The following is a 19,281-nucleotide window of genomic DNA, read 5'->3' as shown; positions in this document are numbered from 1 at the left end:
TTCACTCCGCTGGATGCGGGCGCGCAGCCCGCTGGGCATCGGTCGGGCGCCCGGTCAGGCGGCGCAGGTCGTGGGCGGCAAGCGTGCGCAGGAACCCCGGCGGGTCCGCCGGTGGGCGGCGACGGATCGCCTGCCGCAGCCGGTGCAGCGCCCCGCCGGCCAGATGCGCCAGCGTCGCCGCGGCGGCATAGGCGCGTCCGTGGGTCTTGGAGAAGTAATGCCAGCGGCTCGCGAACCAGTAATCGGGCACGCGGCGCCAGCCCTTCATACCGGTGGAGACCGATCCGATATGCGCCACACGGCTTTCGCGCACGTAATGCACCTGATGGCCGGCCCGCGCGGCACGCCGGCAAAGGTCGGTTTCCTCGAAATAAAGGAAGAACGCCTCGTCGAAGAGGCCGATCTCGTCGAGCACGCGCCGCCGCATCATCATCGACGCGCCCGCGAGCCAGTCGACGGAGCGCGTCTCCTCCGGCACACCAAGCGGCATGCTGTGGCGCCGCAGAAGGCGCGACACGGGCCCCGTGCGCGCTGCGCCCTCGAATTCCGAGAGGAGGGAGGGGAAGCGGAAGGCGGTGACATGCGCCTCCCCCTCCGGCCCGTGGATGTAGCTTCCGGCGAACCCCGCCTCGGGATGCGCCTCAAGGTGCGCCATCAATGTGCGGATCGCGTCCGGGGCCGGGAAGGCGTCGGAATTGAGGATGTAGACGTAATCGGGCGCCGCCCCGTCTGCGCGCCCGGCACGGATGCCGACATTGTTGCCCGCGCCGAAGCCGCCGTTGTGCCCGCTCTGCACCACGCGCACCGGCACCGGCCAGTCGCCGGTGGCAGAGCCCGCCCTCAGCGCCTCTTCGGAGCCATCGCCCGAGGCGTTGTCGACGATGACAATCTCGCCGTCGAGGCCGGTCATCGCCGCCGCCGCCGCGCGCGCGGCCTTCAGCGTCATCTCGGGCGTGCGCCAGTTCAGCACGACGGTCATCAGTTTCGGCGTCATCGCGGTCACTCGGCCGCCTCCACCTTGCGGAAGGAGACGACGTCGCCCTTCTGCCCGGCCGCCGCTTCGGCCCGTGCGATGGCGCCGCGCAGCTTCTGGGCGAGGACGCGCACGTTGGGCTCCAGCACCATGGAATCATGATCGCCCGGCACCTCGTGCACCTCGACCCCCGGCACGTACTGGCCCCAGTCGTTGTCCTCGAAGAGGTAGGCGCGCTGGCTGTCGACCCAGGCGCCGCCCGACACCTTCCAGTGCCCGCGCAGCGGCGGCCGGAAGAGCGCGAGCCGGCCGTCCCACGGCGTGACCTCGTAGGCGGCGACGGCAGAGAGGAAGGCGGCCTCGATCTCCGCATTGTGGAAGGCGGCGGGCGCCTCGGTCACGGCCTCTCCGCCGCGGCGCTTGGCGATCTCCCACGCGATGCGGTTCTTCGCCCAGGTGACAGGGTAGGCCGGACCCTTCCGGCGCAACTCGTGCCACTGGATGATCGCGCGGTCGCGGCGCGACAGCGGCCGGCGCTGCGGCAGGGGCGTGTCGAGCAGCACGACCTGCGCCACCTCGTCGCCCATCGCCTCGAGTTGGCGCGCAATCTCGAACGCGGTGATGCCGCCGCCCGAAAAGCCGCCGACGAGGTAGGGGCCATGCGCCTGCACCTGCTTCATCTCTGCGATGTAGTCGCTCGCAGCCTCGGCCAGCGTGGCGTGCGGCGCCTCGTCCCCGTAGAGCCCCTTGGCCTGGAGGCCGTAGAACGGCCGGTCCGCGCCCAGAAGGTGCGCGAGGTGGCGCAGGTTCAGCACGTTGCCGAACATGCCGGCGACAAGGAAGAACGGCGTCTTGGGCCCGCCCTCGCCGTCATGCATGGCGACGAGGTGTTTGAACCGCCGTTCGGGCCGCGTTTGCGCGGGCGCGTCGGTGGCGCCGGTGCGGTCGGCGATGAGCGCGGCGCAGGCGCGGATGGTGGGCGCCTCGAAGAGGATCGAGATCGGGAAGTCGACACGGTAGGCCTTGCGGATCATCGCAAAGAGCCGCACCGCGATCAGGCTGTGGCCCCCGAGATCGAAGAAGCTGTCCTCCACCCCGACGCGGGAGACGCCCAGAAGCTCTTCCCAGAAGCCGGCGAGCGTTTTTTCCACGTCGGTTTCCGGCGCGGCGTAATCGCTGTCGAGCTCGGGCCGCTCGAAGCTCTGGCCGGGCTTCGCCTCCGTGCTCGCGGCGGCCTGCCGGGTGAGCGCGGCGAGGTCCATGGACGACACCACCACCTGCGGCGCGCCGAGCGCCATGGCCCGCGCGAAGGCGCCCGCGCCTTCCTCGGGGCGGATACCCTGCGTGAGGTTGTGGGCGAGGCGTTCCTCGGCCGGGGACAGAGGCTGCGGGCCGGGGGCGGCACCCGTCTCGATCTCGGCCGCGCTCAGGCGCGGCGGCGCGGCGAGCCGCGCGGGATCGGCGAGCTTGCGGAGGGTGAAGCCCTCGATCTCCATAAGCACCGTGCCGTCCGGGTCCGCGACCGTGACGTCGAAGCGGGCGCTTTCCCCCTCGCCGCGGTTGTCGCCGGCATTGCGCACCCAGCTGACGATCCGGGCCGGCAGCGTGCCGTGAACGCGCACGCGCCCGTAGGAGACCGGCACCCAGAGATGCGTCGGGCGGTAGCCCTCGATCAGCTCCATCGCCCAGCCGGTCGCGATGTCGAGAAGCGCGGGATGCAGGAGGCACCCGTCTTCCTGTGCCTCGAGCGGCAGCGACAGCTCCGCCAGGCCTTCGCCGTCCTTGTGCGCGCGGCGGTCGAGCACGCGCCAGCGCGGGCCGAAGTTCAAGTGCACCTCCTGCCCTGTGCGCAGCTTGCGGCCCTCGGCGCTTTCCTGCGGCGCGCCGAGCCGGGCGCGGAGCGCCGCAAGGTTCAGCGGACGCGGCGGCGCCATCGGCGCCAGCGCGAGGCTGCCCTGCGCGGCGAGCGCGTAGCCGCGCTTGCCGCTGGCCTCGGCGCCCGCGAGAAGCTCGAACCCGTAGCCCGCATCGTCGCGCGTCAGCCGCACGCGGATGTCGCGGGCACCGCCTTCGGGCACGGCGACCGCGCGCAGGAAGGTCAGGTCGCGGATCTCGAACGACGTGCCCTCGCCCTGCGCCGCCAGCGCATGCGCGGCGAGCGTCAGCGACCCGGTGCCCGGAAGCAGCGCCTCCCCGGCGGCGGTGCGATGCTCGTCGATGATCCAGTCGGCTTCGGACAGGCGCGTGTCGAAGATCCGCCGCCCGTCGCGATCGAAACTGGCGGTGTCGAGCAGCGGCAGGCCCGTCGCGGTCCTCGGCGCCTCCCGCGTCTCGCCGGTGCGCTCGGCCACCGCTTCGGCGGCCATGCCGACCTCGGACCAGATGCCCCAGTTCAGCGCCACGACGCGCGTTGCGCCGCCCGCCCACGCGCGGGCGAAGGCGTTGAGGTATTCGTTCGCGGCGACGTAATCGACCTGCCCCGCCGGCGCGGTGACAGTGGAGGAGGACGAGAACAGCGCCATCCACTTGAGCGCGCCGTCCGGGAAGATGCGGCCCAGCACATCGGTGCCGTGGATCTTCGGCGTGAACACGTCCTCCACGCTCGCAGGGGTCTTGGCCAGAAGCGGGGCGTCGGCGATCACGCCAGCGCCGTGGATCACGCCGTCGATCCGGCCGAAGCGGGCCTCCACCTCGGCCACGGCGGCGCGCATCTCGTCCTCGTTGCAGACGTCGGCGGCGAGGCACAGCACCTCCGCCCCGGCCTCTTCCAGCGCCTGCACGGCGCGGACCCGGCGCGCAGTGCGGTCCTGCGGCGCGTGACGTTTGAGGTAGAGATCCCAGTCGGCGCGATCCGGCAGGCCGCCCCGCGCAATCAGCGCGATCTTCGCGCCCCGGTCCGCGAAGGCCCGGGCGAGGGTCAGGCCGATCCCGCCGAAGCCCCCCGTAAGCAGGACCACCCTGGCCTCCGGCAGCGGCGCATCGGGCAGCGCGCGGGGTTTCACCGCGCGTTCGAAGCGCCGCCCGGCGCGCAAGGCGGCGATCCGATCACCGGGCTCCGACAACAGTTCTTCCAGCACGCCGGTCACGAGCGCCTCGTCCATGCCCCGCTTGCGGGACCGGGCGGGCAACGCGAGGTCGCAGGTGGTCACATGGACCCCCGGAAGCTCGCGCGGGATGACGCGGGCGGGGCCGGCGAGCGTCGCCTTCGCGGGATAGGGCAGCGCCTCGTCGCGCACGCGGGCGGCGCCGTTGGTGAAGGCGGTGACCTGCAGCGGACGCGGCAGCGCCTCGTCGGCGATGGCCTGCGCGAGGAACATCAGTGCGTAGAACCCCTGCTCCTGCAGGCGGTGAAAGAAGCTCGATCCGGGGCGGTGGCCCTCACCCTCCGTCACCAGCCAGAAATGACCGATGCGCGAGGGCACGTGGCCCTGCCGCACGAGGTCCTGAATCAGAAGGTCATAGCCCTCGCGCCCCCGCTCCGGCGCGATGAGGTAGCTGGTGTCACTCATCCGCGTGAACATGTCGCCGGCGCGCAGCTCGATCACCGTGTGGCCGGCACCGCGCAGGCGCGTCGCGGCGGCCTCTGCGACGCCCGCCTCGTCCATGAAGAACAGCCAGGTCTGCGGCTCCGCCTCCGACAGCGCGTGTTCGACGTCGACCTCCACCTCCGCGCCGCGGGGGCGCCAGACCGGGGCCCAGCCCCAGCCCGCCACGTCGTCGGTGCGGGTCAGGAACGTCTCCTGCGGCGCGTCCCGCGCCTCTCCGGGCGCGATGAAATAGGCGGCGCGCTGGAAGGCATAGGTCGGCAGCGGCACGCGGTTGCGCCGCCCCTCGCCCCAGACCTGCGCCCAGTCGGCCTCGTATCCCAGCGCCCAGAGCCGGCCGAGCACTTCGAGGAAATAGCGGTCGTCCGCGATCTCTTCCTCGGGGTGGCGCAGGCTCGACAGGACGGCATTGGCGGTGACCTCCCCGTGCTGGCGCGCGAGAGAGGACAGCGCCTTGCCCGGCCCGACCTCCAGAAGGATGCGGCCCTCCTCGGCGATCGTGCCGACGCAATCGGCGAATAGGACGGTATGGCGCAGGTGTTCGACCCAATAATCGGGCGAGGTCGCCTGCGCCTCGGTCATCCATGTGCCGGTGCGGTTGGAGGTGAGCGGGATCTTCGGCGCGCTCAGTTGTATACCTTGAAGATACGCCCGAAACTCATCGAGGATCGGATCGAGCATCCGGCTGTGCGCGGCGATGTCGATGGCGATGCGGCGGCTCTCGATGTCCTCTGCGTCAAGCTCCGCCTGCAGCCGGTCCAGCGCCGCCTTCGGCCCGGTCGCGACCGACAGACCCGGCGCATTCTCGGCCCCGAGGTCGAGATCCTCGCCCAGCCGCTCCCGCAGCTTGTCGGCCGGCAGCGCGACGGACAGCATCCCGCCCTCTGGCACGCTGTCGAAGAGCGTGCCGCGCAGGTGCACGAGGCCGATGCAATCCTCGAAGGTCATCACCCCCGCGACGCAGGCCGCCGCGTTCTCGCCCATCGAATGACCGGCGAGCGCAGCGGGCATCACCCCCCAGCTCTGCCACAGCTCGGCGAGGGCGACCTCCACGATCAGGATCAGCGGCAATTGCACCGACGGCGTCAGCAGGCGCGCGTTCGCCGCGTCCGTGTCACCATCCGGAAACAGCACCGGCCGCGGGTCCTCCCCGGTCAGGGTGGCGAGGCGATCGAGGCCGCGATCCATCCATTCGGCAAAGACCGGTTCGGTCTCGTAGAGATCGCGCGCCATGCCGGCATATTGCGCGCCGCCGCCGGGGAAGAGGAAGGCGACGTCGGGCGCCTCCAGCGCCTGGTGGTCGTGGACGCGGCGGGCATCGCCGGCCTCCAGCAGGCGCGCGGCCTCCTCGTGGGTCTCCGCGACGATCACGCGGCGCTTTTCGAACGCCCGGCGGCCCTCTTTCAGCGTGAAGGCGATGTCCGCGAGTGGCTGCTCGGGGCTGGCCCGAAGATGCCCGGCAAGCCGCGCGGCATTGGCATCCAGCGCGGCTTTCGACCGACCCGACAGGGTTAGGATCTGAAACGGGAACGCCGGCTCGGCCGACGCCTCGCGCGCCGGCGCCTCTTCCAGCACCACGTGCGCGTTGGTCCCGCCCACGCCCAGCGAATTGACGCCGGCACGGCGGGGGCCGGCGCTTTGCCAGTCGGTCAGCCGGTCGCTCACGCGGAACGGCGAGGACGTGAAGTCGATGGCCGGGTTCGGTTTTTCGAAGCCGAGCGACGGCGGCATCTGGCGGTTGTGCAGCGCCAGCGACGTCTTGATCAGCGACGCGACCCCGGCGGCGGTGTCGAGATGGCCGATATTGGTCTTCACCGACCCGATCCGCGTGGCGCCGACGCCATCGGACGTCTCCCGGAACGCCTGGGTCAGGGCCGACACCTCGATCGGATCGCCCAGATAGGTGCCTGTGCCGTGGCATTCGACGTAGGACACCGTGTCGGCGGTGACGTTCGCGACCGCGAGCGCCTCTGCCACCGCCGCCGCCTGCCCGTCCACGGATGGGGCCAGGTACCCCGCCTTCGCCGCGCCGTCGTTGTTGACCGCGCTGCCCTTGATGACCGCCCAGACGTAGTCGCCGTCGGCAATCGCGTCCGCCAGCCGGCGCAGCACCACGACCCCCGCGCCGGAGCCGAACACCGTCCCTTGTGCGCGGTGGTCGAAGGCGTGACAGGCGCCGTCCGGCGACAGGATCTCGTTCTCCTTGTAGAGGTAGCCGCGGCCCTGCGGCAGCTCGATCGTCACACCGCCGGCAAGCGCCATGTCGCATTCGCCGTTCAGCAGCGCCTGCGCCGCGTAATGCGTCGCCACCAGAGAGGTGGAGCACGCCGTCTGCAGGTTGATCGACGGCCCGGTGAGGTCCAGCACGTGGCTGAGCCGCGTGGTCATGAAGTCCTTGTCGTTGCCGGTATGGCGCAGCAGGAACATGCCCGTCTGCTCCACCAGGTCGGGGTTGGAGCAGACGTTGACGTAGAAATACGACCCCATCCCGCAGCCGGCAAAGACGCCGATGCGCCCGCCGAAGCCATCAGGCACGTGGCCGGCGGTTTCCAGCGCCTCCCACGCGGTTTCGAGGAACCGGCGGTGCTGGGGGTCCATGATCGCGGCGTCCTTGGGCGACAGGCCGAAGAAGTCCGCATCGAACATCTCGAACCCGTCCAGCGGCGCGGCATAGGGCACGTAGTTGCGATGGCGGATCAGGCCCGGCTGCTCCCCGGCCGCGATCAGCTCTTCTTCGGACATCCGGCGGATGGAGGAGACGCCGTCGCGCAGGTTGCGCCAGTAGGCGGCGATATTCTCGGCGCCCGGCAGATGCGCGGCCATGCCGACGATGGCGATGTCTGTATCGCTGGCTTCAGGTCGATCGTTCATGCTCGAAATCATCCTACCGGCTCGAGTCCGAATGCCGTCAGCACATGCGCGTGAAATGCGGCAATTTTTGGTTATCAAATCCCGATCTGGACGAAATCAAGCCGAACCGCAGCGAGACTGTCCGCATCGCCCGCACAATATCGAACCCGGCGCGAATTGTTTCCGAAGCCGCCCGCTCGACGCGCCCCGAGTCAGCCGGAATCGGCCGCGAGCGCCAGGATTTCCGGACCGTTCAGCCAGAGCGCCAGCGCGATGATTCCCACCCCGGCGGCATAGCCCAGCACGTCGTGCAGCGGATCCCAGGCGCCCGACCGCCGCGCCAGCCAGGTCACGACCGGATAGACCGCCAGATGCGCGACGCCCTGCGCCACCAGCGCACCCAGCAGCCCCGCGAGTTCCAGACCCATGACGAGGCTGGCGATGGTGATCACCGCCTTGGCCAGCGCCAGCACGAAGAACCGCCGGGAATCCCCGACCGCCAACGCCGCCTGATCGTAGGTCAGCGCGACGATCTGCGGGATACCGGCAAGGGCGAGGATCACCACCACCGCACCGGCCTGCGCGTAGCGCGGATCGTAGAGCAGATCGACCGCCCACACCCCCAGCAGCGCCGCTACCGCCAGCAATCCCAGAAGCGACACGGTTACCGACGCTCGCATCTTGCGCAGCTTGAGGAAGTTCGCGCGGCTCTCGGTCGGGGGCGCCTCGCGGTAGATCGGGATCAGCACCTTCGCCACCGCCATCGTGCCCAGCAGCATCGGGAAGGAGGCAAGGAAATAGCCGATATTGTAGACCCCGAAGAGGTCCAGCGGCAGGTACCGCCCGATGATCAGCTTGTCGCCCTGATGCGACAGGAACCCGCAGACCGTCGACAGGAAGATCCACTTTCCGAAGGTGATGAGTTCTGTCGCCGCCGGGCCTTCCCAGCGGAAGCGGTTGCGCGCACCGGGCAGGAACCGGTCGAGCAGAACCAGCTTGACCGCCGCGCTCACGAGGCCCGATATCACCAGCGCCCAGACCGATTGCAGCGCCCAGGCCAGCGCGATCGCCACGATCAGCCCGGCGACCTGCGAGACCACCTCGATCACTGTGACCCGCCCGATCAGCAGATGCCGTCCCGCGGTGTCGAGCCGCGTCGGGTTGAAGCCCGAGATCAGCAGCGTGAGCCCCGCCACCGGCAGAAGCTGCGCCAGCATCGGCTCGTCGTAGACCCAGGCCATCGGCCAGGCGAGACCGACCGCCACCGCCGTCAGCGCCGCGCCGCGCATCACCTGGATGGTCCACGCAGTGTCGAGGAAATCGCGGTCGTCGCCGCGCCTGGACTGCATGATCGCGGGCGTGACGCCCACGTCCGAGAACATCTGCAGCCCGGTCATGAACACGCTGACCAGCGCCATCAGGCCGAACGCCTCGGGAAAGAGCAGCCGGGTCAGCACCAGGTTGGACAGAAGGCGCAGCATCTGCGCCGTGCCGAAGCCGCCGACCGATAATAGCGAGGACCGGACCGCCCGCGCGGTCAGCGACGTGCCGCGCAGCCGCGCGAAGGGTCCAGCGCCGATCATCGCCCGCGACTCCAGCCCTGTGCCCGCGACGGCGTCAGCCGAACCGCGAGCGCCACGCCGGAATAGATCGCGAAGCCCACGGGGTCCCGCAACGCGAGTCGCAACTTGCGCGCCGGCGGGAACGGCGGCTTGTTGTCGTTGGCCAGAAGTGCCGGAAAACGCTCCGCGATCTCGGTGACGCCCCGATCCTGCCGCCGACGCACGCGGACGAGTGCCGCCAGCCCCTCCGCGATGGGCCAGCGATAGAGCGCCGGCACCGCCTCGCGCTCGGCCGGGGCGAAGTTGAGGCGCACGAAGGTGTCGTCGGAGATGATGTCGGGAAAGGCGCCCCAGCGCGCCCGCCCCGCTGCGTTCACCGCAAAGAGTCCACATCCCGGCACGTCCGTGGACATGAAAGGCACCTGCGCCCAGATGCGGGCATAGGCGCGGCTGGCCCAATTGCGCGGCGCAGTGATGGCCAGCGTGCCCGACGCGTAGCGTGGCGCGGGCGTGTCCAGCGCCTCGGCCAGCGCCGGCAAAAGGTCCGGCGCGACCGTCACGTCGGCATCGAGATAGACCCGGATCGGCGCGGTCGCCGCCGAATCGCCGGCGTTGAGCGCCGCGAGCTTGCCGCCGTCCGCCCGCTCGATCACCTCGAGCCGCCAACCCCGCGCCGCGAAGACGCCCGCGTAGGCCCGGGCGCGCCCGGCGGTATCGTCCCGGCAACCATTGGCGATCACCACGATTTCCGCCCCGCCCGGCACGGCGGAGGAGGCGACCAGCGCATCGAGGCAGGCACCGATCAGCCGCGCCTCGTTCGAGGCGGGCAGGATCACCGCAAGCGCGGGACGCCCGGGCGGGACGGACTCGGGAAGGTGGTTCAAACGGGTCACACTCGCGGATTTTCAGCCACAGCGGCCCCGGCGACATGCCAGCCCAGTGTGGCCAATTGATGAAAAATCGGGGACCCTCGGGCACATCCTGGGACGCTGCACATCCAGAACACTCATAGACAGGCGGTTGTCGTGACCCGACCCTTGCGGATCGGATATCTAGTGCCCCAGTTTCCGGGGCAAACCCACATCTTTTTCTGGCGCGAGATCGACGCGCTGGAGCGGCTGGGGCATGAGGTGCGACTTCTGTCCACCCGAAAGCCGCCCGAAGGGCTGATCGCGCATGGCTGGTCGGATGCGGCGATGGCTCGCACCACCTATCTCGACCGGCTCGATCCCGTGGCCGCGATCGGCACGCTGAGCGAGCTGCTGCCGCGCGGGCTCTACATGTGGATGCTCAAAGGCGGCTTTTCCTTCTCGCGGGACGTCCTGCTGACGCTCGCCGCCGCCTGGCAACTGCGCTGCACCGCGCAGGAGGACGGGATCGAGCATGTTCACGTGCATTCCTGCGGGCGCGCCGCGCTCATCGCCGCGCTGGCCGAACGCATGGGCGGGCCGAGCTATTCGCTGACGCTGCACGGGCCCTTGTCCGATTACGGATCCGGCCAGCGCTTCAAGTGGCAGCGCGCGGCCTTCGCCACGGTGATCACCGAGAAGCTGCGCGACGAGGCCGCGGAGGCGCTCGGCCCCGACCTGCCCGGGCGCGTGCGCGTCCGCCCGATGGGCGTCGACACCGAGGTTCTCAAGCGCGCCGCCCCCTACGAGCCGGTGAGCCACGGCCGGCCGATGCGTCTGTTCTCCTGCGCGCGGCTCAACGTGGTGAAGGGCCACCAGGACCTGATGACCGCAATGCGCCAGCTTCTGGACATGGGCGTCGACGTCCGGCTCGAGATCGCCGGCGAGGACGACGCCGGCGGCACCGGCTACCGCAGGGAACTCGAGGCGCATCTCAAGCAGCTGCACCTGCGCGATCACGTGAAGCTGCTGGGGGCGATCGACGCGGACCAGGTGAAGGCGAAGCTGATGGCCGCCGACGCCTTCGTGCTGGCAAGCTGGCACGAACCTCTCGGCGTGGCCTACATGGAGGCGATGGCCTGCGGCGTGCCGGTGTTCGGCACCGATTCGGGCGGCGTGCGAGAGCTGATCCGCGACGGCCATACCGGCATCCTGGTGCCGCCGCAGAACCCCGGCGTGCTCGCCCGCGCGATCCGCGATTTCGCCGGCAAACCCGACTACGCGCGCCAGCTCAGCGCCGCCGCCCGCGCCCACGTGGAGGCGCATTTCCGCTCCAGCCTCGGCGCCGAACTCCTCGCGGAGGAGATTTGCCGCGTTCGGGAGTCGGAATAGAAAGGGCCGCCCCGCTTGGGCGGCATTGCGGACGATCCTGCCGCCGATCTGTTGACCGCCCTCCACCTTCGACATGGACCGGAAGTGCGGGCGGCCACACCTGGCCGCCCGCAGTGCCCGAATGTCAGTGGGCCATCATTTCTTCAGCGACCTCTTCGCCGCTGAGGTCTGCGGGGTAGTAGGTCGGCCAATTCGTGACTTCCTCGAGCAGAGCGGCCCGGTCGTCACCCCAGTAAAGGTGGTAGTGGCCGGCATCGGTTGGCGCGATGGCGTGGTCGCTGAACTGGATGAATGCGGGCGCCTCGGCATCGCCACCGCTCTTCTCGAAGATGTAGCGGACACCGCGATTGCCGGCCTCGTAGGTCAACACCTCGTGGCCGTCGTCGGCATAGCGGCCCTGGATCGGCGTGCCGTCCTCGAAAAAGGTGACGCTGTCACCCTCGATGAGGATACGGTCCACCTCGGTCGCGTAGCCGGTCTGGTAATACGCCTTGTATTCCGCCTCGGTCCTCTCTCCGTTCTCGGCTTTATGCGCAATCACCGGGTCGAGCGTTCCATCCTGCAACAGCGGGTAGACCGACTGCCAGTCGCCCGCCCAGTCCGAGAGGTCTCGGGCCTCGATCTGATCGTCGTCGAAGTAGCCGTTGTAGATATCGTCGGAACCGTGGTCATGCTCTTCGGAGTGGTCGTGATCGTGGCTGTGCGCGTTATCGCTTTGGGCGAAAGCCGGTGCGGATAGAACGAGCATTGCCCCGGCGGCGAGAGCGGTGACGTGCTTGGCAAATGCCTGTTGCATGAGGAACTCCTGTATTGGCGTGGTCTGCGACCCGGTATATAATATGTGATTACATCACACTTCACCCGGTAGCGGACGCCGTCTGCTTTGACAACCGGATCATGCGGCTCGGGTCCGGCTCTGTCGAGAAAGCGTGCCTGTTGGCAAGGGCTGCCCGTGAAGGGACGGATGCAAGCGCAGGCCCGTCCACCGCTGGGCGTCTCGGTAACTTTCCGGTGTTGCGCTGCGTCTTCGGCGCACCACCGCACCGATGCCCGCTGGATCAGACGCAACCAGCAAGGCTGCGCAGCAAGCCCGTCCGCCCCCTTCAGTTCGTCGGCACGACCTCGCCCGGCGCGTCGGCAAAGACCATCTCCTCCACCGCGACCAGTATCACCGCCGCGCCGTCCCGCTCCGCGACGAGCCGTCCGCCCGCGTTGGAGAAGCGGTAGTCGCCGCGCGCGCCCGGAAGCTCCGCCCGGTCGCGGCCGGCGCCGCCGTGGAGGCGGTCCGAGCCGCCGTTCGACACCAGAACGTCGTCCCCCGGCCCGCCGATCAGGACGTCCGGCCCGCCGCCGCCCGCGATCCGGCCGGTTCCCCGCCGGTACATCCCGCCGTCGAAGGCGCCGGCGGCGCGCGACTCCCAGTCGACCGGGGCGGTGGCGTTGTGCGCCATCAGCATGTCCCAGCGCGGATTGGCATCGTCGAGATGCCGCAGCGCGCCCCAGCTGCCCCATTTCGACGGTACCGAAACGTCGACGAAGGCATTGAAGAGCCGCCCGCCCGCCGCGGTCCAGCCCTCCAGCACGTCGCGGTAGAGCCCGGCCATTTCGGGCGTGTAATTGAACGCCTCGAAGAATGCGGTGAGCCGCGCGTCCTCCACGTCCTCGGCGCGCGCGGTGACGTGCGATCCGCCCTCGTACATGATGAGGTCGAGGCCCGCCGCCCCGGCCGCGGCGGCGTGGTAGGGAAAGAGATCCTCGGTCAGCGTCGCCACGGCGCCCCGGCGCAGCAGCGTCTCCATCGGCGCGAGGGCCCCCTCGAAGCGATGCGCCTTGACGTGCTCGCGCAAGGCGACGCGGCTGAGGCCCTGAGCCTCGCCGGAGGCGCGAGCTGCGGCTTCGGACCGGTCGAGCCAGGTCTGCACGCGCGCCCGCGTCGCGGCATCCGACACGTCGTGGCCGAAATAGCCGGTCACGGCGTAGGCGTCGAAACTGTCCTGCGGCGGGCGGCCAAGCTCGAGGAACGCGAGCGGTGCGGTCAGGACATGCTCCTCCAAGCCCGGCCAGCCGGTATGCACCGACACGACCCGGACCAGCCGGTCGCTGGCCGCGCCGCCGAAGACCTCTGTCCAGATATCCATGATCTGCGCCGCGCGCAGCCCGTAGAACTGCATCCAGCCGGTGCCGCTTTCGCCCCAGCGCTCCTCCGCGCGGGCCTGCGCCCATTGCGCCTGCGGGAAGATGAAATTCCAGACTTCGTTGGAATATTCGACGTAGGCCTTGAGATCGGGGGCGAGCCCGTCCCGCACCACTTCGGCGAAGGCGCGGACATAGGCGTCGTCCGCACGGTGCGGCAGGGTGAACCACGGATCGGCGCCCACGTGGTTGGCAAGCTCGATCATCGCCGGCAGCGGCACGCCCCATTCGGTCCATGTCGCATCCTCCATGCGCGGCCGGTCGTCCCAGCCTTGCGCGGTGGAGCCGTTGGTCATCATCCAGTCCATGAAGCGCAGGACGCGCATGTCCTGCACCCGCGCGATCCAGTCTGGATTGAACAGCGCGCCGACCTCGAAGAGCGGCAGATGCTGCTCCTGCACGACGGTGATTTCGCGGATCGGGTCGTCTTCATCGAGCGCGGAGAGGGAGATGCCCACAGGCCCCTCGCCCGGCTGGTAGTGGAAACGGATCTCGCCGTCCCGGTAGTGCACGCGCTGCGCCCGGCCGGTGAGCTCGATGCTGCCCTGCCCCTCGTAGCGCAGCACGTAGGGGCCGCGCAGATGCTCCGCCGCTTCGGGCTGGTCGGTGAGGATCAGGGTCTCCAGCCGCTCCACGTTGGCGGGAATGCTCACCGGCCAGCCGTGATCGTCAAGATGACCGCCGGCGCGCAACTCTTCCACGCCGACGCCGCCCCATTGGCCGGGCAGATGGCCGATCCATGCGCGGGAGGTCTTCATGATGTCCACGAACGGGTGCTGCGAGGACCAGTCGGTCACCCCGTTGAGGCCCATCGCCAGCGCCGGCGCCCCGGCGGGGCGGGCGCCGCGCGGGGGCAGGTCGATTTCGCGCCGCTCCGGCAGGGGCGCGTCGTCGGGGGCGATGGCCGCGAGGTCGGGGCCGGTGCGCTCCTCGGGAACGTCCGGCCCTTCGGTTTCGGCCGCCTCCGCCGTTTCGGCCTCGCTCCCCGGATCGGTTGCACCCGGCGCTTCCGCCGCACCGTCCGGCATCGGCGCCGCGGCGGTGTCGGTCGCTGACCCGGCCGGGGCGACCACCGCGCTGCGGGCGGCCGCGGCGAGATCGCTCATCTCCTGCACCCGGTCCCAGACCAGCGCACGGATTTGCGGATAGGCCGCGCGCAGCTCGGGCGCGAGCGTCTCGGGCAGCTCGAACGTCTCCGGCGGCGGCCCATCGTTGAGGACTGCATGGGTCACCAGCGCGGCGAGGAAATAGGTCTCCTGCGTGCCGTGCGGCGCGTCATCGAGGTAGAAATCCTCGGCCTCCATGTCCGACAGGGGGCCGGTGATGATCTCCGACAGGATCGGCGCAACGGGGATCAGCGTGATGCGCGCCTCGGGCCGGGCGGCGCGCAGCGCTTCCACGTAATCCACGTACCAGTCGTGGTAATCCCCGCGGTTGAAGCCGTGATAGCGCCGTTCCGCCCACCAGCCGGGCGGGTAGCCGTAATCGCCCATGTCCGCCCAGCCTTCGAAGATCAGGTAGGCGGCCTCCGGCGCGACCTCGCGCATCCGGTCCAGAAGCGACAGCGTCACGGAGAGCGGCGAGCCCTCCGCCCCGTCGTACTCCGCCTCCGGCGACTGGTACTGGATGAAGTTCGTCGGCGTGATGACAATGGCGTCGTAGGCGCCCGGATCGGCCGCGCCGACCTTTTCCACCCCGTCGAAGCCCCATTGCGGTGCCATCTCGGCCTCCGCGACCTCGCGCAGGAAGGTCCATTGTCCGTCGAGCGCGATGCCCCGCCCCTCCGCCGCCGCCAGCCGGCCGAGCCAGTAGGGCACGTTGGTGCGGTCTTGCTCGGGGTGATGCACGAGGCTGTTGCCCCACACATAGACCGACCGGTCCTGCGCGAGGGCAGGCGCGGCAAGAAACAGAAACAGACAGACGAGGACGGCGCGCATGAAACCTCCCGAACACACGGACGCGCGCAGGATAGGGGGGCGCGTGAGCCGATCAACGCCTTTTCGGCTCACGCAAGCGCGAGCGGCCCCTGTCCCCCCGCGTGCCCCGGTGCTATCGCCGCTTGCACGTTTCACCGGGTAAGGAAGACCGCCATGACCGACCGATCCGCCACACTCCAGCGCCTGCGCGATCTGTTGGGCGAGCGGCTGTCCACGGGCGAGTCGATCCGGGACATACACGGCCGGGACGAGGCCTATTCTGCGCCCGCCCTGCCCGACGCCGTCGCCTTCCCCGAAAGCACCGAAGAGGTGTCGCGCATCGTCGCGATCTGCGCCGAGGATGGCTGCCCGGTGATCCCCTTCGGCGTCGGCACCTCGCTGGAGGGGCACGTGATCCCGGTTCGGGGCGGTGTCAGCCTCGACATGAGCCGGATGAACCGGGTGCTGGCGGTCAACGGGGCCGACCTCGACGCGGTGGTGCAGCCGGGCGTGACCCGCAAGGCGCTGAACGAAAGCCTGCGCGCCTCGGGCCTGATGTTCACAGTCGATCCCGGCGCGGATGCCACGCTCGGCGGCATGGCGGCAACGCGCGCCTCGGGCACCAACGCCGTGCGCTACGGCACGATGCGCGAGACGGTGCTGGCGCTGGAGGTCGTTCTCGCCGACGGCACGGTGATCGAGACCGGCACGCGGGCGAAGAAATCGTCCTCGGGCTACGATCTCACCCACCTGTTCGTGGGCAGCGAGGGCACGCTGGGGATCATCACCCAACTGACCGTGCGCCTGCACGGCATTCCCGAGGAGATTTCCGCGGCAACGGCGGCCTTCCCCACGGTCGCGGCGGCGGTCGACACGGTGATCCTGGCGATCCAGTCGGGCATCCCGCTGGCGCGGGTGGAGCTTCTGGACGAGGTGCAGATGCGCGGCATGGCGCTCTACAATCCCGATTTCTCCCTGCCGGAGGCGCCGCACCTCTTCCTCGAATTCCACGGCTCGCCCGCCGGCGTCGCGGAGCAGGTCGCCCAGTTCAGGGAGATCGCCGAGGAGTACGGCGCGAGCGACTTCGCCTGGGCAAACCGGCCCGAAGACCGCACCCGCCTCTGGGAAGCACGGCACAACGGCTATTACGCCGCGCGGGCGCTGAAACCGGGCTGCGCGGGGCTGGTCACGGATATCTGCGTGCCGATCTCGGCGCTGGCCGACTGCATCGCCGCGGCGAAGGCGGAGACGGACGCGGCCGGCCTGATCGCGCCGCTGGTCGGGCATGTCGGCGACGGCAACTTCCACATGCTCCTTCTGATCGATCCGGACGATTCCGAGGAGCTGGGACGCGCCAAGGACGTGGCGCACCGGCTCAATCGCCTCGCGCTGTCCTTCGGGGGTACCGTCACGGGCGAGCACGGCATCGGCACGGGCAAGCTGGGTTACATGCAAGAGGAGCACGGCAGCGCCTGGGCGGTGATGGGCACGATCAAGCACGCGCTCGACCCCAAGGGCATCCTTAACCCCGGCAAGGTCGTGCCGCAGGACTGAGACGCGCCACGGCGCTCCCCCACGGAGCCGCCGAAGGGGCCGGGCGCGCGGCGGATCGGGGTCTGGCGCGGCGATTCCCGAGGGCTGCGCTTTATGGCAGCCAAGTCCCTCAGCAATACGAACGTCGCACTAGGGTGACATCGCGCCAGACCGCCGGGCCGGTCCGGCGCGCGCCCGGCACCTTCGGTGCTGTTCGGGCGGGTGGCGCTTTGCTCAGGGCGTCTCCGGCAATGACAAGCGCGCCCGGCGTGTCACAGGCCCGTCGCCCTGCGCCTCGATGCGCGCGATGGCGGCGCCAAGCGGTTCGTAGGCGACGGACATGTGATGCGCGTTGGCGTGCAGCAGCGTCTCGCGGTCCGCGACCCAGCCGACATGGCCCTTCCAGAACAGCAGATCGCCGCGCCGCAACTCCGCCCCTTCGGCCAGCGTCTCTCCCAGCGCGGCCTCCTGCAGGTCACTGTCGCCGGGGCAGCTCATCCCGCAGGCCGCCAGCGCGATCTGAACAAGGCCGGAACAGTCGATCCCGAAGGCCGAATTGCCGCCCCAGAGGTAGGGCGTGCCGATCAGGCGTGCGGCGACCGCGACAGGATCGCGCGCCGCCCCGATCGGGGCGAGATGCACCGCCGGCACGAAGCCCAGCGCCGTCTCCACGAAGCGCGCGCCCTCGGCGCCGCCGGTCACCGCCACCCGCGACCCGAGGCTCAGCCCCATGATCTCGCGCGCCTTGAAATCGGGCTCCGGATAGGCATGCGTCGCGCGCGCCGCGACGACATGCGTCGCCGCTGGTCCGGTGGGGCCGAGCCTCGCCTCCGCGACATAGCCGACATAGCCGTCCGCCACAGACTGCACGAAGGCGAAGGCGTGCAGCCGCTCGAACACCGTGACCTCGGCGCCGTAGAGGAGCTGCCGGTCGCGCGCCCCCCCGGGCGCGTCCAGAAGGTCCGCCACCGGCACCGCGACGCGGGCCGGCTCCCCCTCGACGAAGCGCGGCGCGGTGACCCGACCTTGCAGGTACGCGGCGGCAATGCGCTCGTTGGCAGGTGTCAGGCGGCGGTCCATCACAGGTCCAGGAGCGCCGGGAGCGCGCCGAGGATCGCCCTCGGTCCCTGCCCCAGCCCGCCCTTCGAGCGCCCCGGCGCCGCCGAGGGCTGCCAGGAATAGATGTCGAAATGGGCATAGGGCGTCTCGGTCACGAAGCGGCGCAGGAACAGCGCGGCGGTGATCGACCCGGCCATGCCGCCCTTCGGCGCGTTGTCGAGATCGGCGATGCCGGGCTCGATCATCTCTTCGTAGGGCGCGTGGAACGGCATCCGCCAGACCGGATCGGCCGCCGGGCCGGCGGCGGCCTCGAGCGCGGCGGCGATGCGATCCTCGGTGGCGTAGAACGGCGCGAGGTCGGGGCCAAGCGCCACCCGCGCCGCGCCGGTCAGCGTCGCCATCGATACGATCAGGTCCGGCGCGGCCTCCTCGGCATAGGCGAGCGCGTCGGCCAGCACCAGCCGCCCCTCGGCGTCGGTGTTGTTGATCTCCACCGTCAGGCCCTTGCGCGAGCTCAGGATGTCCTGCGGGCGGAAGGCGTCGCTCGCGACGGAGTTCTCGACCGCCGGGATCAACACGCGCAGCCGCACGTTCAGCCCCAGCGCCATGATCGCGTGCGCAAGACCGAGAACGTTGGCCGACCCGCCCATGTCCTTCTTCATCAGGCCCATGGATCCCGCGGGCTTGAGGTTGAGCCCCCCGGTGTCGAAACACACGCCCTTGCCGACGAGCGTGAGCGCCGGGCCGTCGGTGCCCCAGCGCATGTCGATGAGCCGCGGCGCCTCCGCCGCGGCGCGGCCGACGGCGTGGATCATCGGGAAATTCCGCTCCAGCAGCTCGCCCCCGGTGAATACCTCGATCTCCGCGCCGTGGGTATCCGCCAGATCCCGCGCGGCGGCCTCCAGCGCGACGGGCCCCATGTCGGCGGCAGGCGTGTTGACCAGATCGCGGGTCAACGCCTCGGCCGCGGCGAGCACCTCGATGCGCGCGGCGTCGACACCGGCGGGCGCGACGAGCCCCGCGACCTTGGGTGTCTGGTCGCGGTAGCGCGAGAAGCCATAGCCGGCCAGCAGCCAGCCCAGCGCCTCGGTCTCCGCCGCCCCCTCCGGCAGGCCGGAGGCGATGTGATAGGTGCCGGGGGCAAGCTGCGTCGCGGCGGCGGCGAGCGGGAAGCGCTGACGCGCGCGGGCGGCGGCGGTGCCGTAGCCGGCGAGCGCGGCCTCGGGCACGCCGTCCTTGCCCGGGATCCGCAGCACGGAGCCGAGGGCGCCGGTGAAGGACGATCCCGCGACCCAGGCGCGGACATGGTCGGGCTGGCCCTCGAGCCAGGCGTCGAGTTCCCCCTGTTCGATCACGTGCAGCGGGCGCGATGAGTCCCCGGGCGCGGCGAAGGTAAGCGGCATGCGGATC

The 19,281-nt window shown here is 70.3% G+C and carries 10 protein-coding genes; 2 read left to right on the top strand and 8 right to left on the bottom strand.

The window, feature by feature from the left end:
• Nucleotide 1 precedes the first annotated feature (1 nt).
• The 4 genes from F3H57_RS05120 to F3H57_RS05105 form a co-directional block, all read right to left on the bottom strand.
• On the bottom strand, nucleotides 2-994 hold the full coding sequence (locus F3H57_RS05120; protein ID WP_149754922.1) for a glycosyltransferase family 2 protein: 993 nt from the start codon (nucleotides 992-994) through the stop codon (nucleotides 2-4).
• Between the two features lie 5 nt (nucleotides 995-999).
• On the bottom strand, nucleotides 1,000-7,389 hold the full coding sequence (locus tag F3H57_RS05115) for a type I polyketide synthase (protein ID WP_149754780.1): 6,390 nt from the start codon (nucleotides 7,387-7,389) through the stop codon (nucleotides 1,000-1,002).
• A gap of 191 nt (nucleotides 7,390-7,580) precedes the next feature.
• Nucleotides 7,581-8,951, bottom strand: a complete 1,371-nt coding sequence (locus F3H57_RS05110) for an oligosaccharide flippase family protein (protein ID WP_149754779.1) — start codon at nucleotides 8,949-8,951, stop codon at nucleotides 7,581-7,583.
• Nucleotides 8,948-9,823: a glycosyltransferase family 2 protein gene (locus F3H57_RS05105; protein WP_223162963.1), complete on the bottom strand. Its 876-nt coding sequence runs from the start codon at nucleotides 9,821-9,823 to the stop codon at nucleotides 8,948-8,950. Before F3H57_RS05105 ends, F3H57_RS05110 begins: the two co-directional genes overlap by 4 nt.
• 132 nt (nucleotides 9,824-9,955) lie before the next feature.
• Here F3H57_RS05105 and epsE point away from each other — a divergent pair, with 132 nt between their 5' ends.
• Nucleotides 9,956-11,170: an exopolysaccharide biosynthesis GT4 family glycosyltransferase EpsE gene (gene epsE / locus F3H57_RS05100; protein ID WP_223162962.1), complete on the top strand. Its 1,215-nt coding sequence runs from the start codon at nucleotides 9,956-9,958 to the stop codon at nucleotides 11,168-11,170.
• A gap of 124 nt (nucleotides 11,171-11,294) precedes the next feature.
• On the opposite strand, the gene F3H57_RS05095 is transcribed toward epsE, so the two are convergent.
• On the bottom strand, nucleotides 11,295-11,966 hold the full coding sequence (locus F3H57_RS05095) for a ZinT family metal-binding protein (RefSeq protein ID WP_149754778.1): 672 nt from the start codon (nucleotides 11,964-11,966) through the stop codon (nucleotides 11,295-11,297).
• Nucleotides 11,967-12,273: 307 nt separating this feature from the next.
• Nucleotides 12,274-15,300 (bottom strand): calcium-binding protein, encoded by a 3,027-nt coding sequence (locus F3H57_RS05090; protein WP_149754777.1) that lies wholly within the window; start codon nucleotides 15,298-15,300, stop codon nucleotides 12,274-12,276.
• Between the two features lie 153 nt (nucleotides 15,301-15,453).
• Here F3H57_RS05090 and F3H57_RS05085 point away from each other — a divergent pair, with 153 nt between their 5' ends.
• A complete protein-coding gene (locus F3H57_RS05085) occupies nucleotides 15,454-16,833 on the top strand; it encodes an FAD-binding oxidoreductase (RefSeq protein ID WP_149754776.1) in 1,380 nt (459 codons plus the stop codon).
• Between the two features lie 213 nt (nucleotides 16,834-17,046).
• Here F3H57_RS05085 and F3H57_RS05080 read toward each other — a convergent pair whose 3' ends face one another.
• Nucleotides 17,047-17,895 carry a C40 family peptidase gene (locus tag F3H57_RS05080; RefSeq protein ID WP_149754775.1) on the bottom strand — a complete coding sequence of 283 codons (849 nt, stop codon included), beginning with the start codon at nucleotides 17,893-17,895 and terminating at the stop codon, nucleotides 17,047-17,049.
• Nucleotides 17,892-19,274, bottom strand: coding sequence for a leucyl aminopeptidase family protein (locus F3H57_RS05075; RefSeq protein WP_149754774.1), 1,383 nt, complete (start codon nucleotides 19,272-19,274; stop codon nucleotides 17,892-17,894). The genes F3H57_RS05080 and F3H57_RS05075 overlap by 4 nt, the downstream gene beginning before the upstream one ends.
• Between the last annotated feature and the right edge of the window lie 7 nt (nucleotides 19,275-19,281).

The organism is Roseivivax sediminis (genome assembly GCF_900112685.1).
In the GTDB taxonomy this organism is placed as follows: domain Bacteria; phylum Pseudomonadota; class Alphaproteobacteria; order Rhodobacterales; family Rhodobacteraceae; genus Roseivivax; species Roseivivax sediminis.
This window is presented reverse-complemented; position numbering and strand designations above follow the sequence as displayed.

Coding starts and splice junctions, on each gene's coding strand:
- F3H57_RS05115 (WP_149754780.1), bottom strand. CDS start 7,389: ATGAACGATCGACCTGAAGCCAGCGATACAGACATCGCCATCGTCGGC.
- F3H57_RS05085 (WP_149754776.1), top strand. CDS start 15,454: ATGACCGACCGATCCGCCACACTCCAGCGCCTGCGCGATCTGTTGGGC.
- F3H57_RS05120 (WP_149754922.1), bottom strand. CDS start 994: ATGACGCCGAAACTGATGACCGTCGTGCTGAACTGGCGCACGCCCGAG.
- F3H57_RS05075 (WP_149754774.1), bottom strand. CDS start 19,274: ATGCCGCTTACCTTCGCCGCGCCCGGGGACTCATCGCGCCCGCTGCAC.
- F3H57_RS05095 (WP_149754778.1), bottom strand. CDS start 11,966: ATGCAACAGGCATTTGCCAAGCACGTCACCGCTCTCGCCGCCGGGGCA.
- F3H57_RS05110 (WP_149754779.1), bottom strand. CDS start 8,951: ATGATCGGCGCTGGACCCTTCGCGCGGCTGCGCGGCACGTCGCTGACC.
- F3H57_RS05090 (WP_149754777.1), bottom strand. CDS start 15,300: ATGCGCGCCGTCCTCGTCTGTCTGTTTCTGTTTCTTGCCGCGCCTGCC.